The sequence below is a fragment of the Verrucomicrobiota bacterium genome, assembly GCA_037139415.1.
Taxonomy (GTDB): domain Bacteria; phylum Verrucomicrobiota; class Verrucomicrobiia; order Limisphaerales; family Fontisphaeraceae; genus JBAXGN01.
The window spans coordinates 16,012-32,711 of record JBAXGN010000082.1; the positions used below are offsets into that span (position 1 = coordinate 16,012).

2 protein-coding genes are annotated in these 16,700 nt (G+C 56.1%); both read left to right on the forward strand.

Translation table 11 applies throughout. From position 1 onward, the window contains the following. Window positions 1–35 precede the first annotated feature (35 nt). Window positions 36–875: a sugar phosphate isomerase/epimerase family protein gene (locus WCO56_15435; GenBank protein MEI7730967.1), complete on the forward strand. Its 840-nt coding sequence runs from the start codon at window positions 36–38 to the stop codon at window positions 873–875. Window positions 876–1,492: 617 nt separating this feature from the next. Beyond that, on the forward strand, window positions 1,493–16,555 hold the full coding sequence (locus WCO56_15440) for an autotransporter-associated beta strand repeat-containing protein (GenBank protein MEI7730968.1): 15,063 nt from the start codon (window positions 1,493–1,495) through the stop codon (window positions 16,553–16,555). The last annotated feature ends 145 nt before the right edge of the window (window positions 16,556–16,700 follow it).

The following is a 16,700-nucleotide window of genomic DNA, read 5'->3' on the forward strand; positions in this document are numbered from 1 at the left end:
ACCAGGGTTACACGCCGGTTGAAATGAACCCGTTTATGAATATCGCACGCAGACAGTTTATCGGACAGGCCTCTTTAGCATTGGCAGGAGCCGCCCTGGTTCCGGGCTTGCAAGCCGCCAGTCCAGCTATTCGCTTTGGCACCTGCATGATGGGGTTGGAAGACGCCAAACTGGCGGGGTTCGACGGCGCGGAAGTCAGTGCGGGCAATCCCGCTGACCGGTTGGAAATCGCCGATTCGGCGGTTCGGGCGCGTTACAAGGAGCAAATGCAGAAGACCGGACTGCCGGTCAGTTCCCTGATGATGGGCGTTTTTAATCAGTGCCCGCTGGCGACCGATCCGCGCGGACCCGCCTGGCTGGAGCAGGGGATTGAGGCCACCCATGATTTGGGTGCCAAAGTGATCCTCGTGGCGTTTTTCGGCAAGGGCGATTTGCTGGATGCCCAAGGCAAGGTGAAGGAGGCCGAGGTGGATTCGGTGGTGGAGCGTCTCAAGGTGGCGGCACCGCGCGCGCAGGATGCGGGCGTCGTCTTGGCGATTGAAAACTACCTGGATGCCCGGCAGAACGCGCGCATTCTGGAACGAGTCAACCACCCGGCGGTGAAACTCTACTACGATTGCTTCAATACCGGCGGCACCAAAGGCTACGATGTGCCGGAAGAATTGCGTTTCCTCAAGGACCGGGTGGCACAACTTCATTTCAAGAACGGCCCCAAATACTTGGAGAATGGCCAAGTCAAATTTGAATCGATTGCCGCTGCGATCAAAGCTATCGGATATCATGGCTGGATCGTGCTGGAAACCAGCAATCCCTCCAAAGATCGGGTGGCCGATGGCCGGAGAAACTTGGAATACGCCCGAAAACTAGTTATCTAAAGTGCCGGTCATACCTTTATTATACTATTAATATACAAATTCCATCGAACCCGAATTCCATGGTTGGAGCAATTTGGAATTATCGCGTGAATACCCAGGTGCGCGGTTCCACCCTTCTCCGTTCAGAAACCTACCGATTCAGCCCGCACGCCCCAAGGCGGTGCAATAAAGTGGTAAAAAGTGCAATCCGGTGCAAAAAAGTGCAAAACGTTGCCGCCGCCCAACTGTTCTTTCGATCCTCGGACTTCGGATTTCAGACATAACCAGAAGCGACTGCCACGGACACTCACGAAACCCCAAAACAGCCCCCATTTTTCACCTGCCATTTTTCTGCAAATCCCCCCATATTCTCCTTGACTTTAACGCAAACGGCATTCCGGACTGGAATTCGTTCAAATTTTTCAAAAAACACTTGCTTCGTGTGTCATATCTGTTACGAAGTTCACATCCTTAAGATGATTGACTGCCTTAATACCCAGGCAACCGCGTGTCCGACGATTGAAGTCTGGACTGTTTGCTATGCCGTCATGCAGCCGGGTGGCGGCGTGTCCAGGCCAGAAGTTTCCTCAGAATGATTTCTAGTAGTAATTTAACAGAACAAATCCATAGATAAACGTATGAAAATAACGCAAAACTCCATCCAAACCCAAGTTCAGAAGCGCGGTGGCGGGTTGTCTCTGTTGCTACTGGTCCTGCTCGCGCTGCCAGCGACGGCGGCCAACAAGGTCTGGAACGGCGGCGGCGCGGATGTCAACTGGGGCACTGCTGCCAACTGGGTGGGCGGCATTGCGCCAGTCACAGCGGCGGATAGTATCACCTTCACCAACACCGCGCGCATCACTAATTTCAATAACTTGGTTAGCTACTCCAACCTTTGGTTGGAAATACGCGGCACCAACTTTTCCATTGGCGGCAACGCGTTCACGAACGCGGCCGGCATCACCAATAATAGTGGCGGCAATAACATCATCAGCAATTATATCACGCTGTCGGCATCGCAGACCTTTGCCAATAACAGCAACGGCGCCACGCTGATCTTCTGGGGTGGCATCACCAATGGCGGCAGCAACCTGTTCCTGGCGGGCCCCGGCAATTTCACGTTCAACGCGGGCATTGATGGCGCGGGTGGTTTGGTGAAAACGAATTCCGGTACGACCATTTTGGCGGCCACCAACACGTTCACGGGTGGCATCAGCAACGGTTTGGGCACGCTGCAAATCGGCGCGGGCGGTGCCACCGGCGATTTGGGCACCAATTACAGCACGGTGACCAACAACTCAACGTTGGTGTTCAATTTCGGCTACCAAATCACGAACAGCTTTACCAACACCATCACCGGCACGGGCCCTATCTTTCTTTCCGGCAACAGCAACGTGGTGGTCTGGCTTTCCGGCACGAATACCTTCACGGGCTCCATTACCAACAATTCCGGCGGTCTCGGAGTGCGCAACAGCTCCTCCCTTGGGTGGGGAACGAAAACGGTTTCGCTTGCCAACGGGACCACCGGTTGGACGTTGATGCGCTTGGATGGCAGCGGTGGTGATATTACTTTGAGCAACAACATCAGTTTCATCACCAGTTGGGCGAACGGCACGGTCTATAATGATGCTGGGAATAATACCATTGCCGGTAATTTTACCTTGGCCGGTGGCGGTGGGGATACTTATTTCATTGTTAGCAATGGCACTTTAAATCTGTCCGGGACTCTTTCCCCCAATACAACCTTACGATATTTGAAACTGGGTGGCCCGACAAATGGTACTGTCTCTGGGGTGATTGCCGATGGTGGTGGGGTTAATACACTGGCGGTCAACAAAGTGGATGCTGGCACTTGGACCCTTGGCGGTACCAATACCTACACCGGCAACACGGTGATTGGAGCCGGGCGCTTGGTGCTGGCCACCAACGGTAGTAATGGTAAAAGCGCCTATATCTTGGCCAACGGCGGGGTGTTTGATGTTTCGGCGGTCCCCGGCGGTTTTTGTCTGAGCAACAATCAGGCCCTGGGTGGCAATGGTGGCGTGGTCACGGGCAGCGTGACTGCCTTGCCGGGTTCCTTTATTGTGCCAGGTAACGATGGCACGGCAGGTACTTATACGATCACTAACAGCCTCACCATGAATAACGGCAGCGGCATGCGCTACGATCTCTCGACTACGGCGACGAATATGGGTGGTGGAGTGAATGATTTGTTGGTGGTGTCGAATCTGACCTTGTTGGGCAAGATTAATGTCAATTTTTCATTCATGGGCAAATCCACACCGCTGACCAATACCTATTATACGCTGATCGCCTATCGCGGTACGTTGATCGGCAATGCTGGGAATTTGACGGCTCCCGCTGGGTATGGTGCCACGTTTGATGATTCGGCTCCCGGCCTGATTCGCGTCAAGTTCAGTGCCGCCATCCAGCGCAGCTTGGTGTGGAAGGGTGATGGCGTGCAGAATACGTGGGACTTGGGGTTGACCACCAACTGGTTGAATGGCGGGTTGCCGGATGTGTTCTATGGTGGCGATACGGTGTTGTTTGATAACTCCGGTTCCAATAATCCGGCGATTAATCTGGGGGCTTCACTGGCCCCAGCGGCGATCATTGTCAATTCTTCAAACAACTATACCTTTGCCAGCAACGGAGTGATTGCCAGTGGCAGCTTGACCAAGTTGGGAGCGGGGACTCTTTATATGACCAATGTCGGTGCCAACCTCTACAACGGTGGTACGTTTGTGGGTGGTGGCACCCTGAAAGTGGGCGTGGCCAACTCCATGGGTGCCAATGCGTCAAGCGTGGTGGCGACCAACGGTGGTCAAGTGGATGTCAACGGCGTGGATCAATCCGCCAAGGGCTTCACGTACACAGTGAATGGTGTGGGGCCAGATGGGCAGGGCGCAATTAAGAGCACCGCTGGCAGTTTGGACGGGGCCAAATCCGGCATAAAAAATGTCATTATGACTGGGGATACCGTATTCGGTGGCACAGCTCGGTTTGACCTTGCCAGCGGCGGTTATATGAATGGCAATGGCTACCGGATGATTAAGGTGGGCACCAGTACGGTTCCTTTCCGGGGCACGGTGAGCAACATTTCGGAAATTGTCGTCAGTAACGGCACGCTGTATGGGGAAGCCACCACGCAAATGCAAATGACCAATCTGGTTTCGGTGTATCCGGGCGGTACATTGGCTGCTTATGCGTACGATGGGATGGTGGGACTAACGAACTCTACCCGTGTCAACCTCTATGGCGGTATTTTGGGTGGTGGCGGGGCTAGTGCCAACTCAGGTCATCAGGTTTGGATAGGGCCGATTTATGTCTATAATGATTCAGCGATGAATGCCACCGCTCTGAGTGCTGGATCGGATACTCGTTTGGACGGCCCCATCAACGGCTCGGCCATGTTGAATGTGCGCGGTAATTCCACCCGAGCTTTCATTTTGACCACCAATAATAATACCTATTCCGGCAACTGGACGATTGAAAGCACGGGTGTCCTGCGCCTGACCAATAGTGCCACACCTGGCACCGGTATCATCTATGACAACGGCTCGTTGGAACTCGCCAATACGAACGCTTATACGCTGTCGAATAATGTGATTGGCACCGGGGCCATGTCCATTCGGGCAACCAATGGCGTGACCTTTGATGGCACGGCCAGCGTGAACCTCACGGGGGTGTTGCAAGTTGGCGCGGTGACCAATTACGGCAAGGCCACGTTTAATTCTGGTGCGAACGTTTCGGTGGGGCAGTTTACGGTTGGTAATCCCACCTCCATTCCTGGGGATGTGATACACAATGGCGGGGCAGTGACGGTGAGTGGAACCTTGGGTTTGCGCGTCGGTCACTGGCCGACGGAAATCTCCACGTACACGATGAATGGCGGGACGCTTTCCATCCCCAATGGTCCGCTTTCTGTGGGTTGGGATGGTGTCGGTTTGTTCAATTTGAACGGTGGTACGGTGGGTGTACTGCGCCTGTCGGTGGATGACAATGGTAACACCGGCGCGCTTGGCGGCACCAACGAAACCTTCACCCTGTCGGGTGGACGTATCAATCTCGGAGCGGGCGGCATCACCACGGCCTCGACGGATGGCGGCTACCGCATCGCACTGGGTGGCGGCACCTTGGGGGCGTGGACCAACTGGTCCAGTTCCGCCGCTATCGTGCTGACTAACGCTCCGGGTACCGTGAGCATTGACCCGAGCGGTAACACCATCACTCTTTCCGGCTCGTTGTCCGGTCCGGGTGGGTTCTCCAAGGATGGCCCTGGCACGCTAACTGTTTCAGGTAACACCCTGTACCAAGGCAATGCCACGCTCAATAACGGTGTGCTGTTGGTGAATGGCGTGTTGGGCACCAATAACTCTGGGGCCATCAATGTCACTGCCGGCACGCTGGCTGGCACCGGCGTGTTGCGCGCCCCGGTGACCATCAATGGCGGCACCCTCTCCGCTGGGGCGGTCCCTGGAGCGGGAACGCTGACGGTGTCCAATAGCGTGGTGTTTAACGGCGGTTCCATGCTGATTGACCTGACCAACAATGCCACCGGGTTGAATGACTTGGTGGATATCAAGAACGACTTGACCTTGAATGCCAACGTGCCGGTCGCCTTCAACTTTCTGACGAATGGTCCGGCCCTTGGTACTGCGTACACCATTGCCAAATTCGGTGGTGTTTTCAGCGGCTCCGGTTCCTTTGTGAACGCCTCGCATTACAGTGGCACGATTTCCGTGGCGACTCCCAATGTGCAGATTACCTTTACTGGAGGCAATTCAAATCTCACCTGGCGCGGCGACGGCGCGGCGAATGTGTGGCAGGCGAATACCACCCCGTTGAATTGGTGGAATGGCGCGGCGCTTGATTTCTTTGGCGCGGGCGACGTGGTCACCTTTGATGGCTCCGGGTCCAACAATGTGCCGGTAAACTTGGTGGGCGTGGTGACGCCCTCCAATATCACGGTCAATGCGGGCATTGATTATGTGCTGACTGGCAGTGGTCGGATCGCCGGTTCGGCGAGCTTGAACAAGAGCGGCACGGGCATGTTGACCATCAGCAATGCGCACGAGTTCACGGGGAATACCATTATTTCGGGCGGCACGGTGAGCATTGGGTTGGACAGCAGCCTGGGCGTGATTCCGGCGGCGGCTACGCCGGGTAAGATTCAAATCAACGGTGGCACCTTGCAAGCCTACGACACCTTTATCCTGAATGCCAATCGCGGTATCTATCTTGGGCCGTCTAGCGGTAGCGGCACGGGCACCATCAAGGTGCTGGGCACGAATATCGTCGCTTACAGCGGTATTATCACCAGTAACGGCACCAGTCTGGGCGGTTTGATCAAGACTGGCCCTGGTCAATTGACTTTGAGCGGCTACAATACTTATTTGAATGGCACCACCGTCAGCGAGGGAACGCTGGCTCTGGGTGTGGGCGGCGGGACCGGTACAATCCGCAATAACCTGATCGTGCAACCAGGCGCAACCGTGGTCTCGCTGGTCAACGACGCGATGGGGTACACCACTGGGCTGCAGGTGACCAACATAACCATTAATGGTGGTTCGGTGTTCCATGCCAGCACGCTTAACCTCACGCTGTCTGGTATCACCATCAACATGACGGGTGGTAACTTTTCGGCGACCAATGGCGGTGGTCGCCTTGATCTGCTCAACAACGGCACCCTGTACGCGGTGGTGAATACGTATGCCAGCAGCACGCCTTCAGTCATCGGTGGCACCAACTTGTATCTGCGGCAGGCGACCAACCTCTTTACGGTGGCGGATGGCAGTCTTGGCAATGACTTGGTGGTCGCCGCTCCGATCAATGAGACTGCGGCAGGCATGGGTATCTATAAGGCTGGTCCGGGCGTGATGACCTTGCAATGCACCAATTTCTACTCCGGCCCTACATTCATCAATGCCGGCAAACTGGCGCTTGGGAGCAATGCCTCCCTCTCCAACTCGCCCAATATCACCCTGGCCAGTGGCGCGACCTTCGATGTCTCGGCGGTGACCAATGGGTTTGTATTGAATACCAACCAAACCTTGAATGCCTCGGGTACGGTCGTTGGGCGTTTGACGATTGCCAGCAATGCTACGGTGTCTCCTGGCGGCAGTTTGGTGGCCGGAACGCTGGTAGTTTCCTCGAACCTGACCTTGAACAATGGCAGCAAACTGTATTGGACGCTGACCAATGTGACCACCGTTGGTGTTGGGGTAAACGACCTGATCAATGTGCAGGGCGACTTGGTTATCGCCGGTTTTGTCACCAATACCATCAACCAACTTGCGGCGCAACTGGCCGCTGGCAGTTATCGCCTCATCAACTACAGCGGCGCGCTGATCGGCGCTCCGGCGAACATGATCGTGGTGAATGGCAGTACCACGAATCGCTACAGTTATACGCTCGATTTCAGTGTCACCAACCAGGTCAACTTGGTTGTGGTCGGCACGCCTTCTGCTCTCACCTGGCGCGGCACTGGTACCAACAATGATTGGACCGCCGTGGCGCCTTGGCCGTTGGATTGGTTCAATGGAGCCAGCATGGATCGCTATTTCAATGGGGATACGGTATGGTTTGACGACTCCGCCTCCGCGACCTTTGTCAATCTGCCCGGCCAGATTTTCCCGGGGGCGGTTACCGTGAGCAATAGCGGCACCTATACCTTCTTTGGCGCGGGTAAAATCAGCGGGGTGACCGGTGTTACCAAGCAGGGGCTTGGTATGTTGGTGTTGAGCAATGCCGCGAGCGATTTCACCGGCCCGATTGTGGTACGGGCGGGCATCTTGCGCATTGGCGCCTCCAATGCCATGGGTTTTGCCTCCAGCATCACCGTCAATTCCAATGCCCAATTGGATTTCTTCGGCGTTCCTGGCTCTAATAACGTGACGCCATATAATTTCGTCATTGCCGGGCCTGGTCCTGGTGGTGATGGTGCCCTGAAGAATTGGAATTACAGCACCATGAACGTGGGTATCCGAAACCTGACCTTGTCTGATGACGCCACTCTCAACGTGATCAGCCGCATTGATATTTGTTCGGCGGCGGGTACGCGCGGTGGTGTGGTTAATGGGAACGGCCACCGGTTGACCAAAATTGGCGGCGAGCAGATGCCAATCCACGGCACCGTCACAAACCTCACCGAATTGATTATCAACAATGGCTTGGTGTATGGAGAAACGGCCCACTACAGCTTGGGCACCAATGTTACCGTGAATACACCCGGACGCGTGGGCGCCTACGGCGCGCTTACCAATAACTGCGTCATCACTATGAACAGCGCGACTTTGGAGGCGACTGGTTCTGGGACGGCCACTTGGTTGGGGCCGCTTACCATGAACGGATCGTGCATCTTCAATACGCTCGGCCAGTCCGCTGGAACGACGCCACAGGATATCCGCTATCTGGGCGCGATTGGCGGCTCGGGTGGCATTTACAAAATTGCCCCGGCCATCACCAATGGTAACGCCCTGATTCTGGGCGGCACCAACACCTACACCGGCGATACTGTCATTGCGGGTGGTCGCATCACGATGCTCGCCACCGCCTCCATCAGCAACAGTGCCGCAATTCGGCTTGGCACCAATGTGGTCGGTGGCACCAATGCCGTTTTTGATGTCTCGGCGTTCACCAGTGGTTACACGCTGACCAACCAGACCCTTGGCGGCTTCGGCATCGTCACCGGTTCTGTGTTCGTGGCGGATGGTGGTATTCTGTTGCCCGGTCGGGAAAATATTCCGGGAACCCTGATGTTCAGCAACAATCTCACGCTGTCCAATGCGGTGTTGAAGATTGACCTGACCAACTCGACGTTGGTGGGCAGTGGCACCAACGACCTGCTCTTCGTGCAGGGCGGTCTCACGCTCCTTGGCAATACCGTGGTCCAACTGAATATCCTGGATACGAACTTGCCGGTGAACGGTGTGTTCACCATTCTCACCAACTTGGGGGCGCGCACCGGGTCGGGAACCATCAGCGTGGTGGCCAATTCGCGTTACACCTTCTCGCCCACCCTGAATGCCAATTCGATCACCGTTACGTACACGGGCAACTCAGCCCCGGCCAACCTGACCTGGTGGGGGGATGGCATCAATAACGTTTGGGATCTGAACACCACCCCGAATTGGACGAATAATAATGGGACAGCCACCGATGTATTCAAACAACTGGACCCGGTGACCTTTGACGATACCGGTTCCCCGACTCCGGCGGTCACTCTGAGCGGTGCGTTGCGCCCGCAGTTCATTACGGTGAATGGCACGGCCAGTTACACGTTTGGTGGTACGGGCAGCTTGGACGGAGTGGGCAACCTGACTAACAACAGCACCGGCATGCTGACGCTTCAGACCATCAATACGACGCTCGGTAAGGTCGTTGTCAACGCCGGCACGGTGTCAATCAGTGATGAACGGAATTTGGGTGGGAACCCGAACAGCTATATTCCTGATCAACTGACGCTGAATGGCGGCACCTTGGCCGCCACCAGCCCCTTGGCGCTCAATAGCACGAATCGCGGCCTGTGGGTGGGCGCGAATGGCGGTGCGCTGGCACCGGCTGCCGGAACCACGCTTACCTTGTTGAATCCGATCGTGGGCACTGCGACCACCCCTGGTGCCGCACTGCATAAGCTTGGTGGCAGCAGTACCTTGATTCTTGCCGGCAATAATCTCCTGACCAACATCTTTGCGATTGACGCTGGTTACGTGCAGGTCGGCATGGGCTCGAATAACGGAACCTTGGGGGCGGCCATCACCGTCACCAACAATGGGTGGCTGACCTTTAATCGCGGTTCATTTACCATCACCAATAACATTGTCGGTACCGGTATGGTGGTCTTTGCGTATTCCAACTTGGTATCTCTGGGGGCGGGTGCTCCTGCTTACACCGTGCAGAATACGGGCCCGGCCAATACCTGGTCGGGTGGCACCTTGATCACCAATTCGCGCGTTGCTGCCGCTACTGCGACCAGCATGGGCACCGGCCCGATCACGGTGACCACCAACGGACAGATTGAAGTGCGCACCGCGTTTACCAATGCGCTGCTCTTGAACGGCTATGGATGTTTGGGGGTGGCTCCGGATTATCGTTATGGCGCGCTTCGGCTCGCGGGCGGAACGGTTTATGGCCCCGTTACTCTTCAAGGGAATACGCGTATTTCGGCGTACATTAATAGTGCTGGCACCATCGCCAGCGCCATCACGGGGTCGTATGATATTGATTTTGGCGATGATAATGGCGCGGGTGGCAGCATCACGCTGAGCGGTACTAATAGTTTCCCCAGCGCTACGCTGACCAGCGTCAGATTGGTCATGGGCAACAGCAACGCGTTACCCAATGCGGCGACCATTCGCATGTATGGCATCACGAACAGCGTGGGCGGCGCGATTGACCTGAATAATACCACGCAGACGGTGGCTCGGCTCCTCGGTGATCAACAGTATTCTCCCAACGCCTATATCAGCAACGGCACATTGCGGGTGACCACCAGTGCCAACGATACCTATAACGGGCGCATCCAACTTAATGGCACTCTCAGCATGGATGGTAGCGGCGCTCTCACTTTGGGTGGCAACACCGACAATGTGAGTGGCAAAGTCACCGTGAACAGCGGCACTGTGATCCTTGGCAAGGCGAGTTCCGGCACGATTCGCGCGATAGGTGGACTCCTCACGGTGAATGGCGGTCTCCTGCAACTGAGCGGTACCGGTGGGGACCAGATTTCCTCTGCGGCCGCCGCGCAAATGAACGGCGGTACGTTTGACTTCAATGGCCGCGACGAGGGCTGGGATGCCCTGAACGGCACGGCTGGAGTTCTCTTGAACAATGTGGCGGGTACCAACAACATGGTGACACTGGGGCAAAATAATGCCACCAGCACCTTTGGTGGTGTTATTCAGGACGGTGTGGGTACGCTCAGCCTCAGCAAGTCGGGTACGGGTACAATCACGCTTACCGGGACGAATACCTATTCCGGGGTGACGTTGGTGACCAATGGTAATCTGGCTGTCAACGGCAAGTTGGCGGGTACCAATGCCGTGATTGTGGGTTCTTCCGGCGGTGGCCTGCTGGGTAACGGCACCGTCATGGGACCAGTCACCGTCATGAACAGTTCGGCCATTTCTCCGAACGGCTCGGGCGCGGCGGGCACGCTGACCCTGGCCAGTTCGCTGACCCTGAGCAATAATTCCAAGCTCAACTGGAGTTTGACCAACAACACGGCGATTGGTGGCAACAATGATCTCTTGATAGTGGGCGGTGATGTGGTCATCGGTGGTGCGGTGACGTTGACGATCTACCCGTTGACCAGTCAACTGGCGGCAGGCACGTATCGAATCATGAACTACAGTGGTAACCTGATCGGCAATGCCACGAACATTACGGTGGTGAATAGTGTGTCGGGTACGCATACTTATGCGATTGATGCCAGCACCCCCGGCCAGATCAATCTCGTGGTCAGTGCCGGCGTGTTGACCGGTAACCGCGTTTGGCGCGGTTATGTGAGTGCCAACTGGAATACGACCGAGTACAACTGGTTTAATGGCGCATCCAACGACCTGTTTAACACCGCGTCGCCGGTGATCTTTGATGACTCGGGCTTGCTCACCACCATCGCGATTCCGGGTACGGTTCAGCCCGGTTCCGTCCTGGTGGATTCGTCCAAGAATTACACGCTGGGCGGTGGCAATGGCAAGATTACGGGGACGACCGGGATTACCAAGCAGGGTGCTGGCATCCTGACTTTGAGCACAACCAACGATTTCACGGGTCTGATCCAGGTGAATGCCGGAATTCTGAAAGGAAGTTGCACCAATGCATTTGGTGCCACGCCGATGATTACCGTGGCCAATGGCGCACAACTGGACCTCAATGGTATCACCTATAGTAAAAGTTATAATGTTACCATCCAAGGTTTCGGCCCGGATGGCCGTGGCGCGGTGCTCAATAGCGTCAATTTTCAAGGTGTCCATGGTGGTGGGGTGGCGCAGATCGCGAATGTCACACTGACTGGGGATGCCGGGGTTGGATCACCTGTCGTTGCGGCGGTCTGGGACATCTATGGTGGTGTGATTGATGGCAAGGGCTACAAACTCACCAAGAAGGGGCCGGGCAGATTGGATTTCCAAGGTGGTTGCCGGGTGACTAATCTGAGTGAGTACATTGTGGCCGAAGGCATTGCCTATTCGGAAGGAACATCGTTGAAGGACAACTTCGGCAGTAATCTCGTCATCATGGCGGGAGCCGTGGTCTCCCCGATGAATAATTACACGAATACTGGCAGTGTGGTGCTTAATGGTGGTACCTTGGCTGTGGGTGGTAATACCGATGCGGCCCGCTGGCGTGGACCGATCACCCTGAACACAAATTCGATCTTGGGCTATTATTTGATTTATAATAATCCGGCTACCTATTCCAACTTCCTGTATATCGAAGGCCCGATGAGTGGCCCGGCCGGCTTTACCAAGATCGGCACTACCAACACGACGTTCCTCACCAATGCCAATACCTATACGGGCGATACGATCATTGCGGAAGGGCGCCTGAATCTCGCGGCGTCCGGTTCGATCGCCAACAGTGCGAATATCATCGTCAGCAATCTGGCCTATTTGGAAGTGACGAACAACAACTTCGTCCTCTCCGCCAATCAAACGTTGGGTGGCGGCGGCACGGTCTTCGGCCAGGTGGCGGATTCCGCCGGCGCTTTCATCCAGCCCGGCGGTGCCAGTAAGATTGGCACGCTGACCATTAACAGCAATTTGACGCTGAATGGTGGCGGCACCCTGTTGTTTGACTTGAGTAGCGTCAACACCACCGAAGGTGGCACCGACAACGACCTGTTGAATGTCACCAATCTGGTCATCAACGGCCACACGGTGATCAAGCTCTCGCCGATCAGTGGCGCTTTCGTCAACGACTATTACACCTTGATCAACTATGTCACCGCCACTTTCGATCAGGCTAATTTGACGGTTCAAGTGGATATGAGTGGCGCGTCCGCCACGTTGGATTACAGCGTGCCGAACAAGATTCGGGTGCTGGTGACCAGCGGAACGCCCGTGAGCCTCACGTGGATTGGTGACTACGATGGCAATGGCAGGACGAATTGGGATGTGAATGTCACGGATAGCTGGACGGATGGTTCCTCGCCATTGAAGTTCTTGTTGGCTGACTCGGTGTTGTTCGATGACAGCATGAGCAGCGGCACCACGGATGCGAACTTGGTGGGTTCGCTGGTGGCCGGATCAGTGACCGTATCCAGTGCGAATTACCTGTACCGGTTCCTGGGTAGCGGCAGCTTAACCACCCCCACATTTGGCAAGAGCCTTGCGAATACGCTGGTTTTGGCCAATAGCGGTCTGAACAGTTTTGGTGCGCTGCAAATTAGCGGCGGCACGATGATCTTGGCCAACTCGGGAATCAATGTGTGGCCGACCACCGATCTCCAACCTGGCACTACGCTCCAGGTGGGCAATGGCGGTTTTGCCGGGGCCTTGCCAGCCGCCACCACCATTGCGAATGCCGGAGCCCTCGTGTTCAATCGGGTGGATGATCTCACGGTGGCCAATGTGATTAGCGGGGCGGGTAGCCTTACCAAGCAAGGCGGCGGCGTTCTGTCTTTGGGTGGCATTAACCCGAATTACACGGGTGCGATCATCGTGGGCGCTGGAACACTGAAGCCTACTGCGTTTGCGGCGGTCAGCAACGCCAGTTCCATCGTGGTGCAATCCGGCGCTACCCTCGATGTGAACGGACTCAACTTCATGGATCGCCAGGTCACCATCGCCGGTGTGGGTTTGAATGGTTTGGGTGCCGTGGTTAATAGTGGAACCTTGCAGAGTAACGCGTTGTGGCAGTTGACCCTGACGACCAATGCCACGCTGGGTGTTGCACTCAATAGCTGGGGCCTGCGTTCTCAATTGGGAACCAATGCCACCGTTAAAAGTAGCGGACAGCCCTATAAACTGACCAAGGTCGGCGCTGGTATGCTTGGGCTTTGGGATGCGACAGTGGATCCGGCTTTGGGTGATATTGATATCACCGCCGGTAGCATCCAGTTTGCCTATGGCACCAATCTGGCGGGTACGCTGGCCGGCAATCCCGCCAGCAACGTGTTCGTGCGCGCCAACGCCACGCTGGACCTCTATTTATTGAGCAACGTATTCAACAAGGTGGTGGTGCTGGACCTTGGTTCCACGTTGTACAATAACGTTGGTACCAACATTATTGGCGGCCCGGTGAAGGTGAACGGGAATGCCTTCGTCAATGTGGCTACCAATACCCTGGTCCTGACCAATGATGTGACTGGCGCTGGCACGTTGACCAAGAGCGGTGGTTACATTCTGCAAATCGGCAATACTAATACGGTGGGCACGCTGAACGTGCCAGTGAATATCGCCAGCGGCACGCTGCAATTTGCCCGCAGTGATGCCTATACCTATACCAACAATATCTATGGGGTTGGCACCGTGCAGCAACTGGCTGGCAGTGGTCCGCTGACGCTGGCTGGCGCCACAAACTTCATGGCCAGCCTGATCGGGCAAGCGGGACAGAATAACCCCATTATCCTCGCGTCCGGAACCACCAATTACTTCTCCGGCGGCGTGTACATTGGCCGAAACATTGCTAGCAGCTTGGTGATTCAGACGAACGCCAAGGTTTTGGCGCAGTACATCTCGATCGGCGATATTGGGAATGTGCCGGGCAATGTCACCCAACTGGGTGGCGATGTCATCGTGAATAACTCGCTGCGCGTGGCGCATTATCCCACCACCGGTTCCTATGTGATGGGCGGCGGCACGCTCTCCATGGTTGGAATCCCTTCGGCGGTGGTTAATCAGCCAATTGGTGCTGAGCAAAACGGGATTATCTACATTGGCGTGGATGGCACCGGCACCTTCATCCAAACGAACGGTGCGGTTTCCGCCCATGGCATTGTTCTGGACGCCCGGAATGATACGGCGGGAACCGATACGTACACCCTGGAAGGTGGTACGGTTATCTTGGGTCCGTCGGGCTTCAAGAGCGGCGGTTTGGATACCAACACCACATACCTGATTAACTTGGGTGGTGGCACGGTGAGTGCGTGGTCGAACTGGAACAGTTCGTTGAAGATGACGTTGACTGGTATCAACGGCAATACGATCTTCAATCCGTCCACGAATACCATCACCCTGAATGGCGTGCTTTCTGGCACAGCCGGTCTGGTCAAGCTGGGCGTTGGCACCCTGGCGCTGAATGCCACCAACACCTTTACAGGACTGGTGACGGTTTCTGAGGGTGGACTGACGGGGAATGGCGTGCTGGTGGCCCCGGTGACGGTGACCAGTGGCGGGGTGATGTCCATGTTATCTGGCTCGATCAATACCTTCACAATCAGCAATAACTTGACGCTGGCGGGTAATACCGTGCTGGAAATGCATCGCCAGTTTACGCCGAACTGCGATCTGATCACCGGTATCTCCACCCTGACCTTGGGTGGCACGCTTACCTTGACGAACATGGGGCCGGCACCGCAACTCGGTGATACGTTCAAGCTGTTCAATGCGCAGATTACGCTGGGCGCGTTCAGCACGATCAACCTGCCGGCGTTACCGCTGGGCTCATACTGGGATACCTCGAAGCTGACGGTGGATGGCACGTTGACCGTGGTGGGACTGCCGGTGATCACGCAGAATCCGCAACCGGCGAGCCTGACGACAGGCGTGGGCTCGAATGCCACGTTCACGGTGACGGCGACCGGTCTGCTGCCGCACTACCAATGGTACCTGAATAACACGGTGCCGGTGGGGGTGGACAATCCGGCCCTCGCCTTGACCAACCTGCAAATGACCAACAACGGTCAGTACTCGGTAGTGGTGTATAATGGGGCGGGCTCGGTGACGAGCACGGTCCCGGCAACCTTGGTGGTCACGAACACCTCAAGCACACCGATCGGCTTGGTCATCACCCCTTCACCAACCAACACGGTGGATGTGGGTAACAAGGCGGAGTTCACCGCTACCGTGACCGGTGGCAGTGCGCCCATTGACTTCTACTGGTACAAACTGCCGAACCTGACCGCGCCAGTAGGCATGGGTAACAACTACACCAGTGCCGTGGTGACGTGCCTGAGCGAAGGCGATGCCTATCAGGTGGTGGCGAGTAATCTGGTGGGGATGGCGACCAGTTTGGTGACCTACGTGGAAGTCCGGGATACCAACGCCCCGGCGTTCAATCCGGCGGTGGTGACCACCAACGTGATGCTGCCGCAAGGAACCAACTTCAGTGTGGCAGTGGGCGTGGCGGCCAATTGCAACCTGGCAACCTACCGCTGGTACGTGAATGCGACGAACTTGTTGGCGAGCCAAACCACGCCAACGCTGAACCTGTCGAGCCTGAAGCTCAATGATGCGGGCACCTATACGTTGATCATGTCGAACAAGTACGGGCTGTCTCCGATTGGGACGGCGGCAGTGGTGACGGTAACATACTTGGTGGAGAACCCGATGGTGATAACGCTGGGGACCACGTTCCAGACCACGGTGACGGCGGAGCCGAACCGGGCGTACTGGTTGGAGGCACGGGACAGCCTGACGGAAGGAACCTGGCAGTTCATCATCGGAGTGACGAACGTTACGGGACCGCAGGTATTGCAAGACGCGGCGGCGACCGCGGGCTTCAAGTTCTACCGGATCGGCAGTGCGTCGGCACCGTAACCGGAACTTTACGCGTCGCAAGACGCGGAATGCACACCAATATAAAAGCCGGGCTTAACCGCCCGGCTTTTTTTGTTTAACTGCGTTTCCAATCTTTTTGGTGCAGCCTTCGATCTTTGACAGGCCAGCGGGTGCAAGTCCCGCC

Bases quoted from the DNA above. Each gene is read 5' to 3' on its own strand.
- WCO56_15440 (MEI7730968.1), top strand. From the start codon at position 1,493: ATGAAAATAACGCAAAACTCCATCCAAACCCAAGTTCAGAAGCGCGGT.
- WCO56_15435 (MEI7730967.1), top strand. From the start codon at position 36: ATGAATATCGCACGCAGACAGTTTATCGGACAGGCCTCTTTAGCATTG.